Source organism: Kineococcus rubinsiae, assembly GCF_011839805.1.
GTDB lineage: Bacteria > Actinomycetota > Actinomycetes > Actinomycetales > Kineococcaceae > Kineococcus > Kineococcus rubinsiae.
This window is the reverse complement of the sequence record NZ_VWPY01000009.1, coordinates 40,368-54,390: the sequence shown is the minus strand read 5'-3', so window position 1 is coordinate 54,390 and position 14,023 is coordinate 40,368. Positions and strand designations below refer to the sequence as shown.

Below are 14,023 nucleotides of genomic sequence, written 5' to 3'. Positions count from 1 at the left end.
GACCGCAGCTCCGGCTCAGGGGCGCAGCGGCTCCACGAGCAGGCGCAGACCCCCCTTGGGGCGCAGCGTGACCAGGGACTCCACGGCGGGCCGGGCGCCCGGCGCGGGGCGGACGCGCCGGTCGCGCAGGAACGTCGCCAGGACCAGCGCGGACTCCACGACGGCGAGGTCGCGGCCGATGCAGAGCCGCGGCCCGGCCCCGAAGGGCACGTAGCCGACGTCCCGGCGCGGGGCGTCGAGGAACCGCTCGGGGCGGAACTCCTCGGGGGCCTCCCACAGGTCGGGGTGGCGGTGCAGCGCCCAGGTGCAGACGATGACGAGCGTCCCCGCGGGGACGGCGACCCCGGCCACCACGTCGTCGGCGATCGCCGTGCGGGTGATGACCCAGGCCGGCGGGTACAGGCGCAGCGACTCCTCGAGGACGGCCCGCGTGTACGGCAGGGCGGTGAGGTCGTCCCAGCCGGGTGCGCGGGGGCCGTCGGGCGTCGCGAGGACGGCCGTCAGCTCCTCGTGCAGGCGCTGCTGCACGTGCGGGTGGCGGGCCAGCAGGTCCAGCGTCCAGGTCAGCGACGACGCGACCGTCTCGTGGCCGGCGACGACGAACGTGACGAGCTCGTCGCGGACCTCGGCGTCCTCCAGCCCGGCGCGCAGCATGAGACCGACGACGTCGTCGGCGTCCTCGGCCACACCCTGCGCGCGGCGGGCCGCGACGATCTGCGCGCAGATCCGGTCGATCGCCGCGACCTCCCGCTCCAGGCGCCGGCGCGAGGGCGTCGGCCAGGAGTTCGGGACGGGGTTCTGCGCGCGCCCCACGACGAGCTCCAGCGCCCGGCCCACGGCGTCGACGAGGTCCTGCGCCACCCCGGACAGGTCGGCGGCGGCCAGGGTGTGCCCGACCACCTCGAGGCTCGCGCGCGACGTGGCCTCCAGCACCTCCAGCGGTTCCCCGGGCCCGAGGCGGGAAGCCCTCTGCCGCAACCGCTCCGCCGCGGCCACGGACTCCTCCGCCACGCCCGCGAGGGAGGAGTGGTGGAACGCGGGCTGCACGGTGCGCCGGTGCCGGCGCCACGCCTCGCCGTCGCTGGTCAGCAGCCCCGCCCCCGTCACGGTGGCGAGCGCGGAGTACTGCAGCGTCGCCCGGCCGTAGGAGCGGTGCGCCTCGACCAGGACGTGGCGGACGCCGGCGGGGTCGTTCAGCAGGAGCACGGGGGTGCGCGGCAGGGGGAACGCGACGACGTCGCCGTAGCGGCGCGTGGTGTCGGTGAGGAACTCCACGGGGCTGCGGCGGATCCCGGGCACGGCCCGGACCATGTCCCACGGCAGCGGGCCGTCGGCGCCGAGCGGGGTGTAGCGCGCGTTGCGGCGGGCCGGCGCGGGTTCCGCCGCCGGCGCGGGCTCCGGGGCGCTGCTCAGAGGTAGAGCCCGGTCTGACCGTCGTCCACGCGGGGCGCGGCGACGGCGTGCAGGTCGCGCTCGCGCAGCAGGACGTAGCCCCGGCCGTGCAGCTCGACCTCGGCCTTGTCCTCCGGGTCGTACAGGACCCGGTCGCCCACCTCGACCTGCCGCACGTGCTGGCCGAGGGCCACGACCTGGGCCCACGCGAGGCGCCGGCCGACCGCGGCGGTGGCGGGGATGAGGATGCCCGCGGACGACGTCCGCTCCCCCGCGCCCTCGGCGCTGACGAGGACCCGGTCGTGCAGCATGCGCACGGCGAGGCGGGGGTCGTCGGGGGTGGTGCTCACGGGGCCGACCGTAGCGCGCGCCCGTGCCGCCCGCCGACGGAGGGCGGGGGCACGACGCGGGCCGCGGTTTGGGCGGTCTAGGGGGTCAGCGCCGCTTGCGCACGGCCCGCACGACGAGCAGCACGGTGATCCCGACGACCGCCGCGGCGACCGCCCCGACGCGCTCGACGCGCAGGGACCCGTCCTCGGCGGTGGTGAAGGCGCTGACCTTCTGCTTGACCGTGGCGATGCCGCGCTCCTTGATCGCCGACGGGGCGAGGCGGGAGCTGAGCTCGTCGATGGTGCCCGCCAGCTGCGCCCGGCGCAGCTCGACCTCGCGCTCGAGCGCGCGGGGGTCGGTCGTGGTGATCTCGGCCTTGGCGCCGTCGTTGACCATCACGGCCCTCCTGCTCGTGTTCCATGCGGCCCCGTGGCGTGCTCCGGGGACCGCGCTGACGTGGCGATCCGTGCTGCACCCGCCCTGCGGGCCCGGCACGGAGCCCCGACCGTACCGGAGGCGGGCGCCCCCGCACCCGCGCGGGCGGCTAGCGTGCGCAGCATGCCCGAGCGACTCGCTCCGGGGGACGCCGCCCCGGACTTCACCCTGACCGCCTCCGACGGCAGCAGCGTGACGCTGTCGCAGCTGCGCGGCGAGCACGTCGTCCTCTACTTCTACCCCGCCGCGATGACCCCGGGCTGCACGACGCAGGCCTGCGACTTCCGCGACTCCCTCGACGCGCTGAACGCCGCCGGGTACCGCGTGCTGGGCGTCTCGCCCGACCCGGTCGACAAGCTCGCCCGCTTCGCCGAGCGCGACGCCCTGACGTTCCCGCTGCTGTCCGACCCCGACCACGCGGTGCTGGCGGCCTACGGAGCGTGGGGGGAGAAGACGAACTACGGCCGGACCTCCGTCGGCGTCGTCCGCTCCACCGTGGTGGTCGCCCCCGACGGCACCGTGGAGCTCGCGCAGCACAACGTCCGGGCCAAGGGCCACGTCGCGAAGCTCCGCCGGGACCTCGGCGTCGACGCCGCCTGAGCCCGGCGAGTGCGGGAGACGGGACTCGAACCCGCACGCCCGGAGGCACAGGATCCTAAGTCCTGCGTGGCTGCCAGTTACACCACTCCCGCTCGCTGCGCCGGAGCCTAGCCCGCGGGCGCGGAGGCGTCGCGCCACCGCGGGCCGCGGCGCTCAGCCGGCCTGCGCCCGGAGCAGCCCGCCGAGGAACCGGGCGATCTCGCGCGGCCCGGAGCGGGGCGCGGCCGCGTCGACGGCGGCGTTGTAGTTGGTGTTCGTGTTGACGTCGTAGGTGACGATCCGCCCCTCCGCCGTCTCGATGAACTCCACGCCCGCGATCTCGATGTCCCAGCGGCGCAGGAACTCCGCGTAGGAACGCAGCACCGGGTGGTCGAAGCCGTCGCGCAGGCTGAAGATCTGCTCCCCGGGTTCCTGGGGGACCGTCGCCCCCGGCGGCATCACGGGGCGCCCCGTCACCGGGTCGAGCGCGCAGGCGTCCGCGGGGCACAGCTGGAACCCGCCCTTGGCCGTGTCCGCCCGCACCGCGTACAGGAACTCCCCGCCGACGAACTCGCAGCGGGTGATGGAGTCGTCGGCGGGGCGCACGTACTCCTGCAGCAGCCACACGCCGTCGACGGGTTCCTCCAGGTCGCCGGCCGCGACGACGTCGGCGAGCTCCTCGTGGCTGTCGAAGCGGGCGACGCCGAGGCCCTTGCCGCCCTGCGCGTGCTTGGTCACGAAGGGCGCCGCGACGCCCTCCGCGGCGGCCAGCAGCCGCTCGGTGCCGACGACGACGACCGTGCGGGGCACGTCGATGCCGGCCGCGGTGAGGGCGGTCAGCTGGTCGACCTTGCTGAGCTCCAGCTCCAGGACGCGCCGGCCGTTGACGGTCCGCCGGCCCGCCGCCTCGACCCACGACAGCACCGCCCGGGTGTGCGCGGAGGACAGGGCGTGGCCGCGCGTGTGGGAGGACGCCGACATCCGCGACCACCAGACGCCGGGCGCCGGTGCGTCCGCCAGGTCCAGGACACCCCCGGTCAGCAGGTGCTCGTGCAGCTCCACGCCCTCGGCCGCGAAGGCCGCACTGAAGGGCGGGAACCAGTCCGGGTTCTCGTGCAGGACGTGGACGGCGGGCTCGACGCGGGGGACGCTCACCCCCCGAGCCTCTCCCCCGCCCCGGCCCGGCGCCACGGCGGGGCCCCGGTCAGGCGGGGATCGGGGCCAGGAGGATCGGGTCGGTCGTCGGCTGCTGCGAGCCCCCGACGGGCTCCACGGAGATGCCCAGGCCGCTCGCCCCGCCCGTGTCGGGCACGTAGAACGTCGCGCGGCCGTCGGTGGGCGCCGGCAGGAGCCCCGCGGAGCGCAGGGTCTGGCCCTCGACGAGCCACAGCTGGTACTGCCGGTCGCTCACGGCCGGCAGGTCGGCGAGCACCACGGCGCGGGTCCCGGCGTGCACGACGGTGGCCGCGCCGCCGCCCGTGGCGTCGACGCGCAGGACCCTCGCCCCCGCGCTGGTCAGGACCGAGTCGACCTGGTCCTGGTAGGCCTGCTGGGACGCCACCGTCTGCTGGAGCCGGTCCGCGTCGCGCCGGGCGTCCACGGCGTAGGTGACGCCCCCGACGGCGACGACGGCGCAGGCCGCGGCGGCGAGCAGGGCGAAGCCGGGGCGGGCCCGGCGGCGGCTGCGCTCGGCGGCGAGGTCGACGGGGGCCTCCGCGGCACGTCCGGTGGCAGGTGCGGCGGGAGGACCGGCGACCGCGGCGGCGGGCGACTGCACGACCTCGAGGGGCCGGTCCGCGGGACGCTCCTGCGGGGTGGCCGCGATCGCGGCCAGGATGCTCGCCCGCAGGTGGGCGGGCGGCTGCACGGCTTCGGCGGCACCGAGGCGCGCGGCGGTCTCCCGCAGCTCGTCGGCGTCCTCGCGCGCGGCCGGGGAGGCCGCCAGGTGGCGCTCGTAGGTGGCGCGGTCCTCGTCGTCCAGGGCGTCCAGGGCCCAGGCGCCGGCGAGGGAGTCGGCGTCCTCGCGGGGCGCCCGGTGGCGCCCGGTGGTCTCGTCGCCGGTCACGCCGTCACCCCCATCACGTCGCGCAGGCGGATCAGGGCGTCGCGCAGGCGGGTCTTCACGGTGCCGAGCGGCAGCCGCAGGTCCTCGGCGATCTCGCGGTGGGTGCGGCCGCCGTAGTAGGCGAGGTCGACCGCCTCGCGCTGGACGGGGGTCAGGGAGCTGAGCGCCCGCTGGACCTCCTCGCGTTCGAGCAGCACCTCGACCTCCTCGCTCACGCTGTCGTAGGGAGCCGGCTCCCGGATCCCCGCCCGCTCGTCGCGGTCGGAGCTGGCCTGGCTGGAGCGGACGCGGTCCACCGCGCGGCGGTGGGCCATGGTCACGATCCACCCGCGGGCGGTGCCGCGGGTGGGGTCGAAGCGGGCCGCGGTGCGCCACGCCTCGAGGAACACCTCCTGGACGACCTCCTCGCTCTGCGCGTGGTCGCGCAGCACGCGCAGGACGGTCCCGAAGACGACGGGGACGGTCGCGTCGTAGAACCGCGCGAAGGCGTCCTGGTCACCGGTGGCCGCGGAGAGCAGCGCCTCGTCGGCGCTGCTCCGTTCTGCGGCTCCCGTGGCGCGCGGTCCTGACGTGGTCATCGTGGACACTCTCGCACCTCCTGCCCCACCCCACCGGCCATGGTCGGGGTTCGTCGCCGCCCCGCCCCCGGATGGTCCCCGGGGCGGGGACCACCCGTGTGGAGCAGCGGGACCGCGGCCGAGGTCCGGCGCCTACCGGGCGGCCGCTCGACGCGGCCGCCCGGGAACGGGCCCTGCTCGGTGGTGCTCCTGCGGTTGTTCTCGACGCGTCGTCCTCCGCTGGTGGCGGTGGTCCCGCACGGTGCTCCTGCGTGGTGGCTTCAACGGTCGTGCCGTTCAGGTGGTGCTGGTCGGGCGGGGTGCTCAGGCCGGGGGCATGAGGACCGAGTCGACCAGGTACACGGTCGCGTTGGCCGTCTTCACGCCACCGCAGATGACGTTGGTGGTGCCGTTGACGGTCAGCATGTCCGGGGTGCCGGCCACGGTGACCTCGCCGCCCTCGAGGGTCTTGTGGGTGCCCACGATCTGGTCGGGGGACAGCTGACCGGAGACGACGTGGTAGGTCAGGATCTTCGTCAGCGTGGCGGAGTCCGTCTTCAGGCTCTCGATGGTCGCGGGGTCGATCTTCCCGAAGGCGTCGTCGACGGGCGCGAACACGGTGAGCTGCCCGCCGTTGAGGTCGTTGACGAGGTTCACGTCCGGGTTCAGCTGGCCCGAGACCGCGGCGGTGAGGGTCTTCAGCAGCGGGTTCGCGCCGGCCGCGGTGGCCAGCGGAGCGGTGGCCATGCCCCCGACGGACGCGGGGCCGTCGGCGTTGGCGGCGGCGTAGTCGGCGCAGCCCGGGCCGACCGGCATGGACATCATCGCGGGGCTGGTCGAGGCGGAGCTCGAGGACGACGAGGACATGGGCGAGCTGCTGCTGCTGCTGGACGAGCTCGAGGTGTCGGTCGTCGAGGCGGCGTCGGTGCCGCTGCCGCAGGCGGCGAGGCCGAGCGTCACCGTGGCGGTGAGGGCGAAGAGGGTGCCGATGCGCTTCATGGTGAGTTTCTCCTGCTGCGTGTGGTGCGACCCGGCCGGGAGGACCGGATCGTCGTTGCAGGAGTAGTTCGGAACCCCTCCCCCCGTGGATGGGTCCGGCGCGGGAGTTCCTCCCACGAGTTTCCCGGGGCGGACCCCTCGGGGTTTGTCCCGGAGTTCTCCCGCAGGCAGGAGTTTCCCCGCACGCGGGAGTTCTCCGGGCGGCAGCCGTCGTCCGGCTGCAGGGGTTCTCCAGGGCGCCCGGCGGTGCCCTGGTGCCGGCGCGGGAACCCGGGGACGACGAAGGCCCGCCACCGGAGCTCCGGTGGCGGGCCTGCGTCTGCTGCGGTGGTGCGGCTACTGCACGGTGACGGTGACGGAGTCCCAGCCGCTGGCGCCGTCGGGCACGGGAGCGGCGACGTCCTGCGTCTGCGTCTGCCCGGTGCCGTCGGTGGCGCGGACCTGGATCGTGTGGCTGCCGGCCCCGGAGGCGTCCCAGTCGTAGACCCACTGGCACCAGGTGTCCTCGGACACCGACGGGACGAGCTTCGCGGGGGCCCACTCCCCCCGGTCGATGCTCACCTCGACCTTCTCGACCCCGCGGTGCTGCGCCCACGCGACGCCCGCGATGGGCACGCGGCCGGCGCGGACCGTGGCGAAGGACTGCGGCACGTCGATGCGCGACGCCGTCTTGATCGGGCCCTTCGCCGACCAGCCCCGGTCGGTCCAGTACGCGGTCTTCGACGCGAACGTCGTGACCTCCAGGTCCGTGACCCACTTGCAGGCCGAGACGTACCCGTAGAGCCCGGGGACGACCATGCGGACGGGGAAACCGTGCTCGCGCGGCAGCGGCTCGCCGTTCATGCCGATCGCGAGCATGGCGTCGCGGCCGTCGGTGAGGTCGGCCAGCGGGGCGGAGAGGGTGAAGCCGTCGGTGCTGGTGGCGTAGACCATGTCGGCGCCGGCGCCGGGCGCGACGCGCTCCAGCAGGTCCTTCAGCGGGTAGCCGAGCCAGCGGGCGTTGCCGACGTAGGTGCCGCCGACCTCGTTGCTGACGCAGGTGAGGGTGATCCAGCGCTCGCGCAGCGGCATCCCCAGCAGGTCGTCGAAGGTGAGGGTGAGCTCCTCGCCGACCATCCCGTGGATGCGCAGCGACCAGTCCTCGGCCTTGACGTCGGGCACGCTGAGCGCCGTGTCGATCCGGTAGAAGTCGGCGCTGCGCGTCGCGTACGGGGTCAGCCCCGAGGGGCCGGGGTCGATGCCCGCGGGCAGCGGCGGCGCGGGGTCCGCCGGGGCGGGCAGGACGATCGCGTCGCGCGACGCCTCCGCGCTGCGGGTGCGGATCAGCAGCTGACCGCCCCCGGCGGAGGCGCCCGCCACGGCGGCGGCCGCGCCCAGGAGCACCGCGCGGCGCTGGGGGCCCTCCCCCGGGCCCGTGCGGAGCAGCCGGCGGGTCAGCACCGTGAGCGCGTAGGCCCCGGCACCCGCGCCGAGCACCGACGGCAGGGGCGAGAGCGGCGAGGAGTCCGGCCGCGTCACGGCGGCCGCGACGCCCACGAGCCCGAGGGCGCCGACGACGATCAGCCCGGCGCCGAGCCGGCGCCGCGCGAGGACGCCGGCGACGGCCGCGAGCACGGCGATGACCGCGCCCATGGTCAGCAGCAGCACCAGCTTGTCGTTCGTGCCGAACGACCGGATCGCGAACTCCTTGAGCCACGGCGGCACGCGGTCGATGACCGCGCCCCCCACGACGACGAGAGGAGCCGCCGACGGCGAGACGATGCCCGCCGTCAGCTGCCCCACCCCGAGCGTGAGCGCCGCCGACAGGACGCCCGCCCCCGCGAACCAACCGCGACCGGCGCGGGACGGCGTGGGCCGTCCCGCGCTCCCCTCCTGGCCGCCTGCGGCGGTGACGTCCTGCTGGGTGCTCACGAGGAGGTTTCGGAGCCGGTGCCGCCGCGGATGGGTCCGAGGGCCTGCACGAGCGCGGGCACGAGGGCGCGGAAGGCCCGCCCGCGGTGGCTCACCGCGTTCTTCTCCTCCGCGGTGTGCTCGGCGAGGGTCCGGTCGCTGCCGTCGGGGACGAAGACGGGGTCGTAGCCGAAGCCGCCGGTCCCGCTGCGGGCGGTGCGCAGCGTGCCGCGCAGCTCCGCGACCTCGACGTGGGTCGTGCCGCCCGGGCTCGCGAGCGCCGCCGCGCACACGAAGGCGCCGCCGCGGTGCCCGGCGGGCACGTCGGCGAGCTGCGCGAGCAGCAGGTCGAGGTTGGCCGCGTCGTCGCCGTGGCGCCCGGCCCAGCGCGCGGAGAAGATGCCGGGTGCGCCGCCGAGCACGTCGACGGCGATGCCGGAGTCGTCGGCGACGGCGAGCACGCCCGTGGCGGCGGCGACGGCCCGGGCCTTCAGCAGCGCGTTCTCCGCGAAGGTGACGCCGGTCTCGGCGACCTCGGGGACGTCGTCGAAGGCGTCGACGCCGAGGACCTCGACCTCCGCCAGCCGCCCGGCCTCGACCTCGCGGGCGAGCACCGCGCGCAGCTCGCCCACCTTGTGGGCGTTGCGGGTGGCCAGCACCAGGCGCTGCGGGTCCGGGCGCTGCAGGTCCGAGGGCTGCGGGCTCATCGCGCGGGCCCCGCGCTCAGGTCGGTGGCCAGCGCCTCGGCCTGCGCGAGGGCGAGCTGCGAGCAGCCGCCCACGGCCAGGTCGAGCAGCACGTCGAGCTCGGCCCGGTCGAAGGGGACGCCCTCGGCGGTGCCCTGGACCTCCACGAAGCGGCCGTCGCCCGTGACGACGACGTTCATGTCCGTCTCGGCGCGCACGTCCTCCACGTAGGGCAGGTCGAGGACGGGGCGGCCGTCGACGATGCCGACGCTGACGGCGCTCACGGTGCCCGTGAGGGGCTGCTTCCCCTGCTTCACCAGGCCCTGCCCCTTGGCCCACGCGACCGCGTCGGCCAGGGCCACGTAGGCGCCGGTGATGGCCGCGGTGCGGGTGCCCCCGTCGGCCTGCAGGACGTCGCAGTCCAGGACGACCGTGTTCTCGCCGAGGGCCTTCGTGTCGATGACGGCGCGGAGGCTGCGGCCGATGAGCCGGGAGATCTCGTGGGTGCGCCCGCCGATCTTGCCCTTGACCGACTCGCGGTCACTGCGGGTGTTCGTGGCGCGCGGGAGCATCGAGTACTCGGCCGTCACCCAGCCCTGCCCGGAGCCCTTGCGCCAGCGCGGCACGCCCTCGGTGAAGGAGGCGGCGCACAGCACGCGGGTGCGGCCGAACTCCACGAGCACGCTGCCCTCGGCGTGGTCGAGCCAGCCGCGGGTGATGCGCACGGGCCGCAGCTCGTCGCCGGCACGGCCGTCGGCGCGGGTGGGAGGAGGAGGCGTCGTCGTCACCGCTCCAGGGTCTCACCCGGCGCTGGGAGGTGGCCGGGCCGCCGGGTCCATCACTGATGGACGATGAGTGATGACGCTGTGTCGCAACGAGGAACGCGTGGGGCTGGTGTGACGGGACCGGGTCACCGCGACACGGCGGATCTGGCGCAGGACGCCTCCGCGGTGCGGTCGGTGCGGCACCATGGGCGCATGGTGAAGCGCTCCACCCGGGCCCTGCGCCCCGGGGACCGGGTGACGACCGGTCCTGCCGACCACGACGGTGTGGTCCTGCGCCCGCTGCGCGTCACGCTCCTGCCCCTGGCCCGCCTCAGCGTGCGCGAGGTGGCGCGCGTCGTGCTCGTCGGGCCCCGCCTGCTCGGCCGCCCGCTGCCCGGCCTGACCCGCCTCGTCGTCACGTTCAGCGACGGCTCCCGCAGTCAGCCCGTCGCCGCGTCCAGCACCTGGTCGCTCGTCGCGGCGGGCGACGCGCACGCGGGCACGGGCAGCACCGGCGGGCGCCGCCCGGCGACCACCCGGCGGGTCGTGCCGGACCTCACGGGGCTGCGACCACGACGCGGGGGACCGGGCCGGTCTCCTCGACGGAGACGACCTGCGGCCCGAGGAACCGCTGCGCGAGCAGCCGGAACGGTGTCGGGTCCCCGGTCGCGGTGAAGCGGTGCCGGGGCGCCGGCCGGTCGTCCGGGCGCAGCAGCCCGCGGTCGGACAGGCCCCGGTAGACGTCGAAAGCCGTCTCCTCCGCGCTGGAGACGAGCGTGACGTCGTCGCCCACGACGCTGCGCAGGACCGCCATGAGCAGCGGGTAGTGCGTGCAGCCCAGGACGAGCGTGTCGACGTCCGCAGCCACCACGGGCGCGAGGTACTCGCGGGCCGCGCTGAGCAGGTCGGGGCCGCTGGTGATCCCGCGCTCGACGAACTCGACGAAGCGCGGGCACGCGGCCGTGGTCAGCGCGAGGTGCGGCGCGGCGGCGAACGCGTCCTCGTAGGCCCGCGAGCTGATCGTGGCGCGGGTGCCGATGACGCCGACGCGGCCGTTGCGGGTGGCCCGCACGGCGCGGCGCACGGCGGGCTGGATGACCTCCACGACGGGCACGTCGTAGCGCTCGCGCGCGTCGCGCAGCATCGCGGCCGAGGCGGAGTTGCAGGCGATGACGAGCATCTTCACGCCCGAGTCGACCAGGCGGTCCAGCACGTCGAGGCTGAAGCGGCGCACCTCCGCGATCGGCTTGGGGCCGTAGGGGCTGTGCGCGGTGTCGCCGATGTAGTGGATCTCCTCGTGCGGCAGCTGGTCGAGCACGGCCCGGGCCACCGTGAGCCCGCCCACGCCGGAGTCGAAGATGCCGATGGGTGCGTCCACGGGAGCCGATCCTAGGCGGCACAGGCCCCCGCACCGCCCCGCGACGTCACCCCAGCGAGCGGACGAGCGTCTCCTGCAGGTGGGTCGTGAAGTCGTAGACCGCCCACGCGTAGCGGTTCGGGTCGTCCTCGGCGAGGTCGTCGGCGTCGCGGTCCTCGCTGACGCCGAGCCGGGTGCCCAGCGCCAGGCGGATGTCGTTCAGCGCCGTCAGCCACGTCCGGGCGCCCGCCAGGTCCAGCTGCACGCGACCGCCCTGCCCCGCCACGGGCTCCAGGGTGTCGAGCATCTTGCGGGCCGCGACGGCCTTGCGCTCGCGCAGGCTGCGCTCGGTGAGCCGGCGGAACTCCGAGGCGGCCTCGCCCTCGGTGGCGGCGTAGGCGTCGGGGAGCAGCCGGCGCAGGACCTCGTCCTCCGGGGGCGCGGTCGGGCCGACCGTGCCGTCGGCGTCGCCCAGGTCGGTGAGCCCGAGCTCGACGGCCAGCGGGTCCAGGGTGCGGACGGGGACGTCGAGCAGCTCGATGACCTCGCGCGCCAGGGAGGCGAGGACGTCGGCCTCCACGGGCTGCAGGTCGAGGGAGAGCACGCCCCCTCGGGAGCGGCGGAACGTGGCCATCGGCGGCTAGTCGTCCTTCTGCAGGGTGGCCCAGAGGCCGTACTCGTGCATCGCCTCGACGTCGCGCTCCATCTGCTCGCGGCTGCCCGTGGACACGGCCGCGCGGCCCTTGGCGTGCACGTCCATCATCAGCGCCTCGGCCTTGGCGTCGGAGTAGCCGAAGTGGGTGCGGAACACGTACGTCACGTAGGACATGAGGTTGACCGGGTCGTTCCAGACGATGGTCACCCAGGGCGCCGAGAGGTCCGTCCCGAGGTCGGTCTCCGGACGCTCCAGCTCCACGGGAGCGGTGAGGAGGATCGCCGGCACCCCGCCAGTGTAGGGACGCCCAGGCGGGACCCAGCACACCGTGCTCGTGGCCACCTCGAGACGCGCCCACCGCGGGGAGCCCGGCGGGGCCGGTCCGCCTAGGGTGGCGCCCGTGACGACCAGCACCGCGCTGATGACGGACATGTACGAGCTCACGATGCTGCAGGCCGCGCTGGCCGGCGGTGCCGCCGACCGCTCCTGCACCTTCGAGGTGTTCGGCCGCCGGCTGCCCGACGGGCGCCGCTTCGGCGTGGTCGCCGGCACGGGCCGCGTCCTGGAGGCGCTGCGCCGGTTCCGCTTCGACGAGGAGGTCCTGGGGCGGCTGCGCGCCACGGGCGTCGTGGACGAGGCGACCCTCGCGTGGCTGGCCGCCTACCGCTTCACCGGGTCGGTCGACGGGTACGCGGAGGGCGAGGTCTACTTCCCCGGCTCCCCGATGCTGACCGTGACCGGCACCTTCGCCGAGGCGGTCGTCCTGGAGACCCTCGTCCTGTCCGTGCTGAACCACGACTGCGCGATCGCCTCCGCCGCGACGCGCATGAGGACCGCCGCCCGCGACCGCCCGCTCATCGAGATGGGCTCGCGGCGCACCCACGAGGAGGCCGCCGTGGCCTCGGCGCGCGCCGCCTACCTCGCGGGCTTCACGTCGACGTCGAACCTCGAGGCCGGCCGGCGCTACGGCATCCCGACGTCGGGCACGTCGGCGCACGCCTTCACGCTCCTGCACGACACGGAGGAGGAGGCGTTCCGCGCGCAGGTGGCCTCCCTCGGCGCCGGGACGACGCTGCTGGTGGACACCTACGACATCACGCAGGGCATCGCGACGGCCGTCGAGGTCGCCGGCCCCGGGCTGGGCGCCGTGCGCATCGACTCGGGCGACCTGGCCGTGCTGGCCGTGCAGGCGCGCGAGCAGCTGGACTCCCTCGGCGCGACGTCGACGCGCATCGTCGTCTCGGGCGACCTGGACGAGTTCGCCCTCGCCGCGCTGGCCGCGGCCCCCGTCGACGGCTACGGCGTCGGCACCTCCCTGGTCACCGGCTCGGGCGCCCCCACCGCGGGCCTGGTCTACAAGCTCGTGGAGGTCGACGGGCGGCCCGTCGCCAAGCGCTCGACGTCGAAGGTCACCCAGGGCGGGCGCAAGATCGCCGTCCGCCGCCACCGGGCCACGGGCACGGCCACCGAGGAGGTCGTCGGGACGGACGTCGCCCCGCCGGTCGAGCCGAACGACCGCCCGCTGCAGGTCCCGCTGGTGCGCGACGGGGAGGTCGTCGACGGCCTGCCGGGCCTCGAGGAGGCCCGCGAGCACCTGCGCCGCGTGCTCGTGACCCTGCCCTGGGACGCCCTGGCCCTCTCGCGCGGCGAGCCGGCGATCCCGACGACCGTGCTGCCCGCCCCCCGCACCTCCGCAGGAGCCTCGTGACCCGCTGCCTCGTCGTCGTCGACGTCCAGAACGACTTCTGCCCCGGCGGAGCCCTCGGGGTGGCCGGTGGGGACGAGGTCGCGGCCGCGACGTCGGCGCTGCTCGCGCGCGAGGGCATCGCCTACGAGCACGTCGTGGCGACGCAGGACTTCCACATCGACCCCGGCGCGCACTTCTCCGAGACGCCGGACTTCGTCGACTCGTGGCCGCCGCACTGCCGCGCGGGCAGCTACGGGGCACTGCTGCACGACGCCCTGGACACCCGGCGCATCGAGGCGGTGTTCCGCAAGGGCCAGTACACCGCGGCCTACTCGGGTTTCGAGGGGACCACGTCGACGGTCACGGCCGAGGGCGGCGAGTTCGTCACCGGCCTCGCGGACTGGTTGCGCGGCAGGGGCGTCGACGAGGTCCACGTCGTCGGCATCGCGACCGACCACTGCGTGCGGGCCACCGCGCTGGACGCCGCGCGGGAGGGTTTCACCACGACCGTGCTGCTCGGCCTGACCGCGGGCATCTCCGCGCAGACGACCGGCGCCGCGCTGGAGGAGCTGCGCGGCGCCGGGGTGGCGCTGGTCGGGGAACCCGTCGTCGGGTAGCGGGGCCGGC

Annotated in this window: 16 protein-coding genes and 1 tRNA gene; 3 read left to right on the top strand and 14 right to left on the bottom strand. The window is 75.6% G+C overall.

The window, feature by feature from the left end; translation table 11 throughout:
• Window positions 1–15: 15 nt before the first annotated feature.
• The 3 genes from F1544_RS07525 to F1544_RS07515 all read right to left on the bottom strand — a co-directional run bounded on the left by F1544_RS07525 (window position 16) and on the right by F1544_RS07515 (window position 2,118).
• Window positions 16–1,323, bottom strand: coding sequence for a cytochrome P450 (locus F1544_RS07525; protein ID WP_280114627.1), 1,308 nt, complete (start codon window positions 1,321–1,323; stop codon window positions 16–18).
• Window positions 1,324–1,409: 86 nt separating this feature from the next.
• Window positions 1,410–1,703: a GroES family chaperonin gene (locus F1544_RS07520; protein ID WP_167583939.1), complete on the bottom strand. Its 294-nt coding sequence runs from the start codon at window positions 1,701–1,703 to the stop codon at window positions 1,410–1,412.
• A gap of 124 nt (window positions 1,704–1,827) precedes the next feature.
• Window positions 1,828–2,118 carry a DUF3618 domain-containing protein gene (locus F1544_RS07515; RefSeq protein WP_244308107.1) on the bottom strand — a complete coding sequence of 97 codons (291 nt, stop codon included), beginning with the start codon at window positions 2,116–2,118 and terminating at the stop codon, window positions 1,828–1,830.
• A gap of 162 nt (window positions 2,119–2,280) precedes the next feature.
• Here F1544_RS07515 and bcp point away from each other — a divergent pair, with 162 nt between their 5' ends.
• Window positions 2,281–2,757 (top strand): thioredoxin-dependent thiol peroxidase, encoded by a 477-nt coding sequence (gene bcp, locus F1544_RS07510; RefSeq protein WP_167583835.1) that lies wholly within the window; start codon window positions 2,281–2,283, stop codon window positions 2,755–2,757.
• 10 nt (window positions 2,758–2,767) lie between these two features.
• On the opposite strand, the gene F1544_RS07505 is transcribed toward bcp, so the two are convergent.
• From F1544_RS07505 to clpS, 11 genes are all read right to left on the bottom strand, one after another.
• A tRNA-Leu gene (locus F1544_RS07505) sits at window positions 2,768–2,849 on the bottom strand.
• 61 nt (window positions 2,850–2,910) lie between these two features.
• Window positions 2,911–3,891 carry an ATP-grasp domain-containing protein gene (locus F1544_RS07500; protein WP_308469934.1) on the bottom strand — a complete coding sequence of 327 codons (981 nt, stop codon included), beginning with the start codon at window positions 3,889–3,891 and terminating at the stop codon, window positions 2,911–2,913.
• 49 nt (window positions 3,892–3,940) lie between these two features.
• Window positions 3,941–4,801: an anti-sigma factor gene (locus F1544_RS07495; protein WP_167583833.1), complete on the bottom strand. Its 861-nt coding sequence runs from the start codon at window positions 4,799–4,801 to the stop codon at window positions 3,941–3,943.
• Complete coding sequence (gene sigK / locus F1544_RS07490; protein WP_167583831.1) at window positions 4,798–5,379, bottom strand: ECF RNA polymerase sigma factor SigK; 582 nt, start codon at window positions 5,377–5,379, stop codon at window positions 4,798–4,800. The genes F1544_RS07495 and sigK overlap by 4 nt, the downstream gene beginning before the upstream one ends.
• A gap of 303 nt (window positions 5,380–5,682) precedes the next feature.
• Window positions 5,683–6,357 carry a fasciclin domain-containing protein gene (locus tag F1544_RS07485; RefSeq protein WP_167583829.1) on the bottom strand — a complete coding sequence of 225 codons (675 nt, stop codon included), beginning with the start codon at window positions 6,355–6,357 and terminating at the stop codon, window positions 5,683–5,685.
• 336 nt (window positions 6,358–6,693) lie between these two features.
• Window positions 6,694–8,268, bottom strand: coding sequence for a molybdopterin-dependent oxidoreductase (locus F1544_RS25295; protein ID WP_167583827.1), 1,575 nt, complete (start codon window positions 8,266–8,268; stop codon window positions 6,694–6,696).
• Window positions 8,265–8,954 (bottom strand): RdgB/HAM1 family non-canonical purine NTP pyrophosphatase, encoded by a 690-nt coding sequence (gene rdgB, locus F1544_RS07475; RefSeq protein WP_167583825.1) that lies wholly within the window; start codon window positions 8,952–8,954, stop codon window positions 8,265–8,267. Before rdgB ends, F1544_RS25295 begins: the two co-directional genes overlap by 4 nt.
• Window positions 8,951–9,721, bottom strand: a complete 771-nt coding sequence (gene rph, locus F1544_RS07470) for a ribonuclease PH (protein ID WP_167583823.1) — start codon at window positions 9,719–9,721, stop codon at window positions 8,951–8,953. Before rph ends, rdgB begins: the two co-directional genes overlap by 4 nt.
• 532 nt (window positions 9,722–10,253) lie before the next feature.
• Window positions 10,254–11,075, bottom strand: coding sequence for a glutamate racemase (gene murI / locus F1544_RS07465; protein ID WP_308469933.1), 822 nt, complete (start codon window positions 11,073–11,075; stop codon window positions 10,254–10,256).
• Between the two features lie 46 nt (window positions 11,076–11,121).
• On the bottom strand, window positions 11,122–11,688 hold the full coding sequence (locus F1544_RS07460) for a DUF2017 domain-containing protein (protein ID WP_167583821.1): 567 nt from the start codon (window positions 11,686–11,688) through the stop codon (window positions 11,122–11,124).
• A gap of 6 nt (window positions 11,689–11,694) precedes the next feature.
• Complete coding sequence (clpS, locus tag F1544_RS24115) at window positions 11,695–11,997, bottom strand: ATP-dependent Clp protease adapter ClpS (protein ID WP_308469932.1); 303 nt, start codon at window positions 11,995–11,997, stop codon at window positions 11,695–11,697.
• 133 nt (window positions 11,998–12,130) lie between these two features.
• Here clpS and F1544_RS07450 point away from each other — a divergent pair, with 133 nt between their 5' ends.
• Together F1544_RS07450 and F1544_RS07445 are read left to right on the top strand one after the other, a co-directional pair.
• Window positions 12,131–13,417, top strand: coding sequence for a nicotinate phosphoribosyltransferase (locus tag F1544_RS07450; protein ID WP_167583935.1), 1,287 nt, complete (start codon window positions 12,131–12,133; stop codon window positions 13,415–13,417).
• The gene (locus F1544_RS07445; protein WP_167583817.1) at window positions 13,414–14,013 is read left to right on the top strand and encodes a nicotinamidase; all 600 of its coding nucleotides are present in this window, start codon (window positions 13,414–13,416) and stop codon (window positions 14,011–14,013) included. The genes F1544_RS07450 and F1544_RS07445 overlap by 4 nt, the downstream gene beginning before the upstream one ends.
• Window positions 14,014–14,023 lie beyond the last annotated feature (10 nt).

What these genes read in the sequence shown, in the direction of transcription:
- F1544_RS07520 (WP_167583939.1), bottom strand. Translation starts at nt 1,703, where the DNA reads ATGCTGCACGACCGGGTCCTCGTCAGCGCCGAGGGCGCGGGGGAGCGG.
- F1544_RS07515 (WP_244308107.1), bottom strand. Translation starts at nt 2,118, where the DNA reads ATGGTCAACGACGGCGCCAAGGCCGAGATCACCACGACCGACCCCCGC.
- bcp (WP_167583835.1), top strand. Translation starts at nt 2,281, where the DNA reads ATGCCCGAGCGACTCGCTCCGGGGGACGCCGCCCCGGACTTCACCCTG.
- sigK (WP_167583831.1), bottom strand. Translation starts at nt 5,379, where the DNA reads ATGACCACGTCAGGACCGCGCGCCACGGGAGCCGCAGAACGGAGCAGC.
- F1544_RS07485 (WP_167583829.1), bottom strand. Translation starts at nt 6,357, where the DNA reads ATGAAGCGCATCGGCACCCTCTTCGCCCTCACCGCCACGGTGACGCTC.
- rdgB (WP_167583825.1), bottom strand. Translation starts at nt 8,954, where the DNA reads ATGAGCCCGCAGCCCTCGGACCTGCAGCGCCCGGACCCGCAGCGCCTG.
- F1544_RS07460 (WP_167583821.1), bottom strand. Translation starts at nt 11,688, where the DNA reads ATGGCCACGTTCCGCCGCTCCCGAGGGGGCGTGCTCTCCCTCGACCTG.
- F1544_RS07450 (WP_167583935.1), top strand. Translation starts at nt 12,131, where the DNA reads ATGACGGACATGTACGAGCTCACGATGCTGCAGGCCGCGCTGGCCGGC.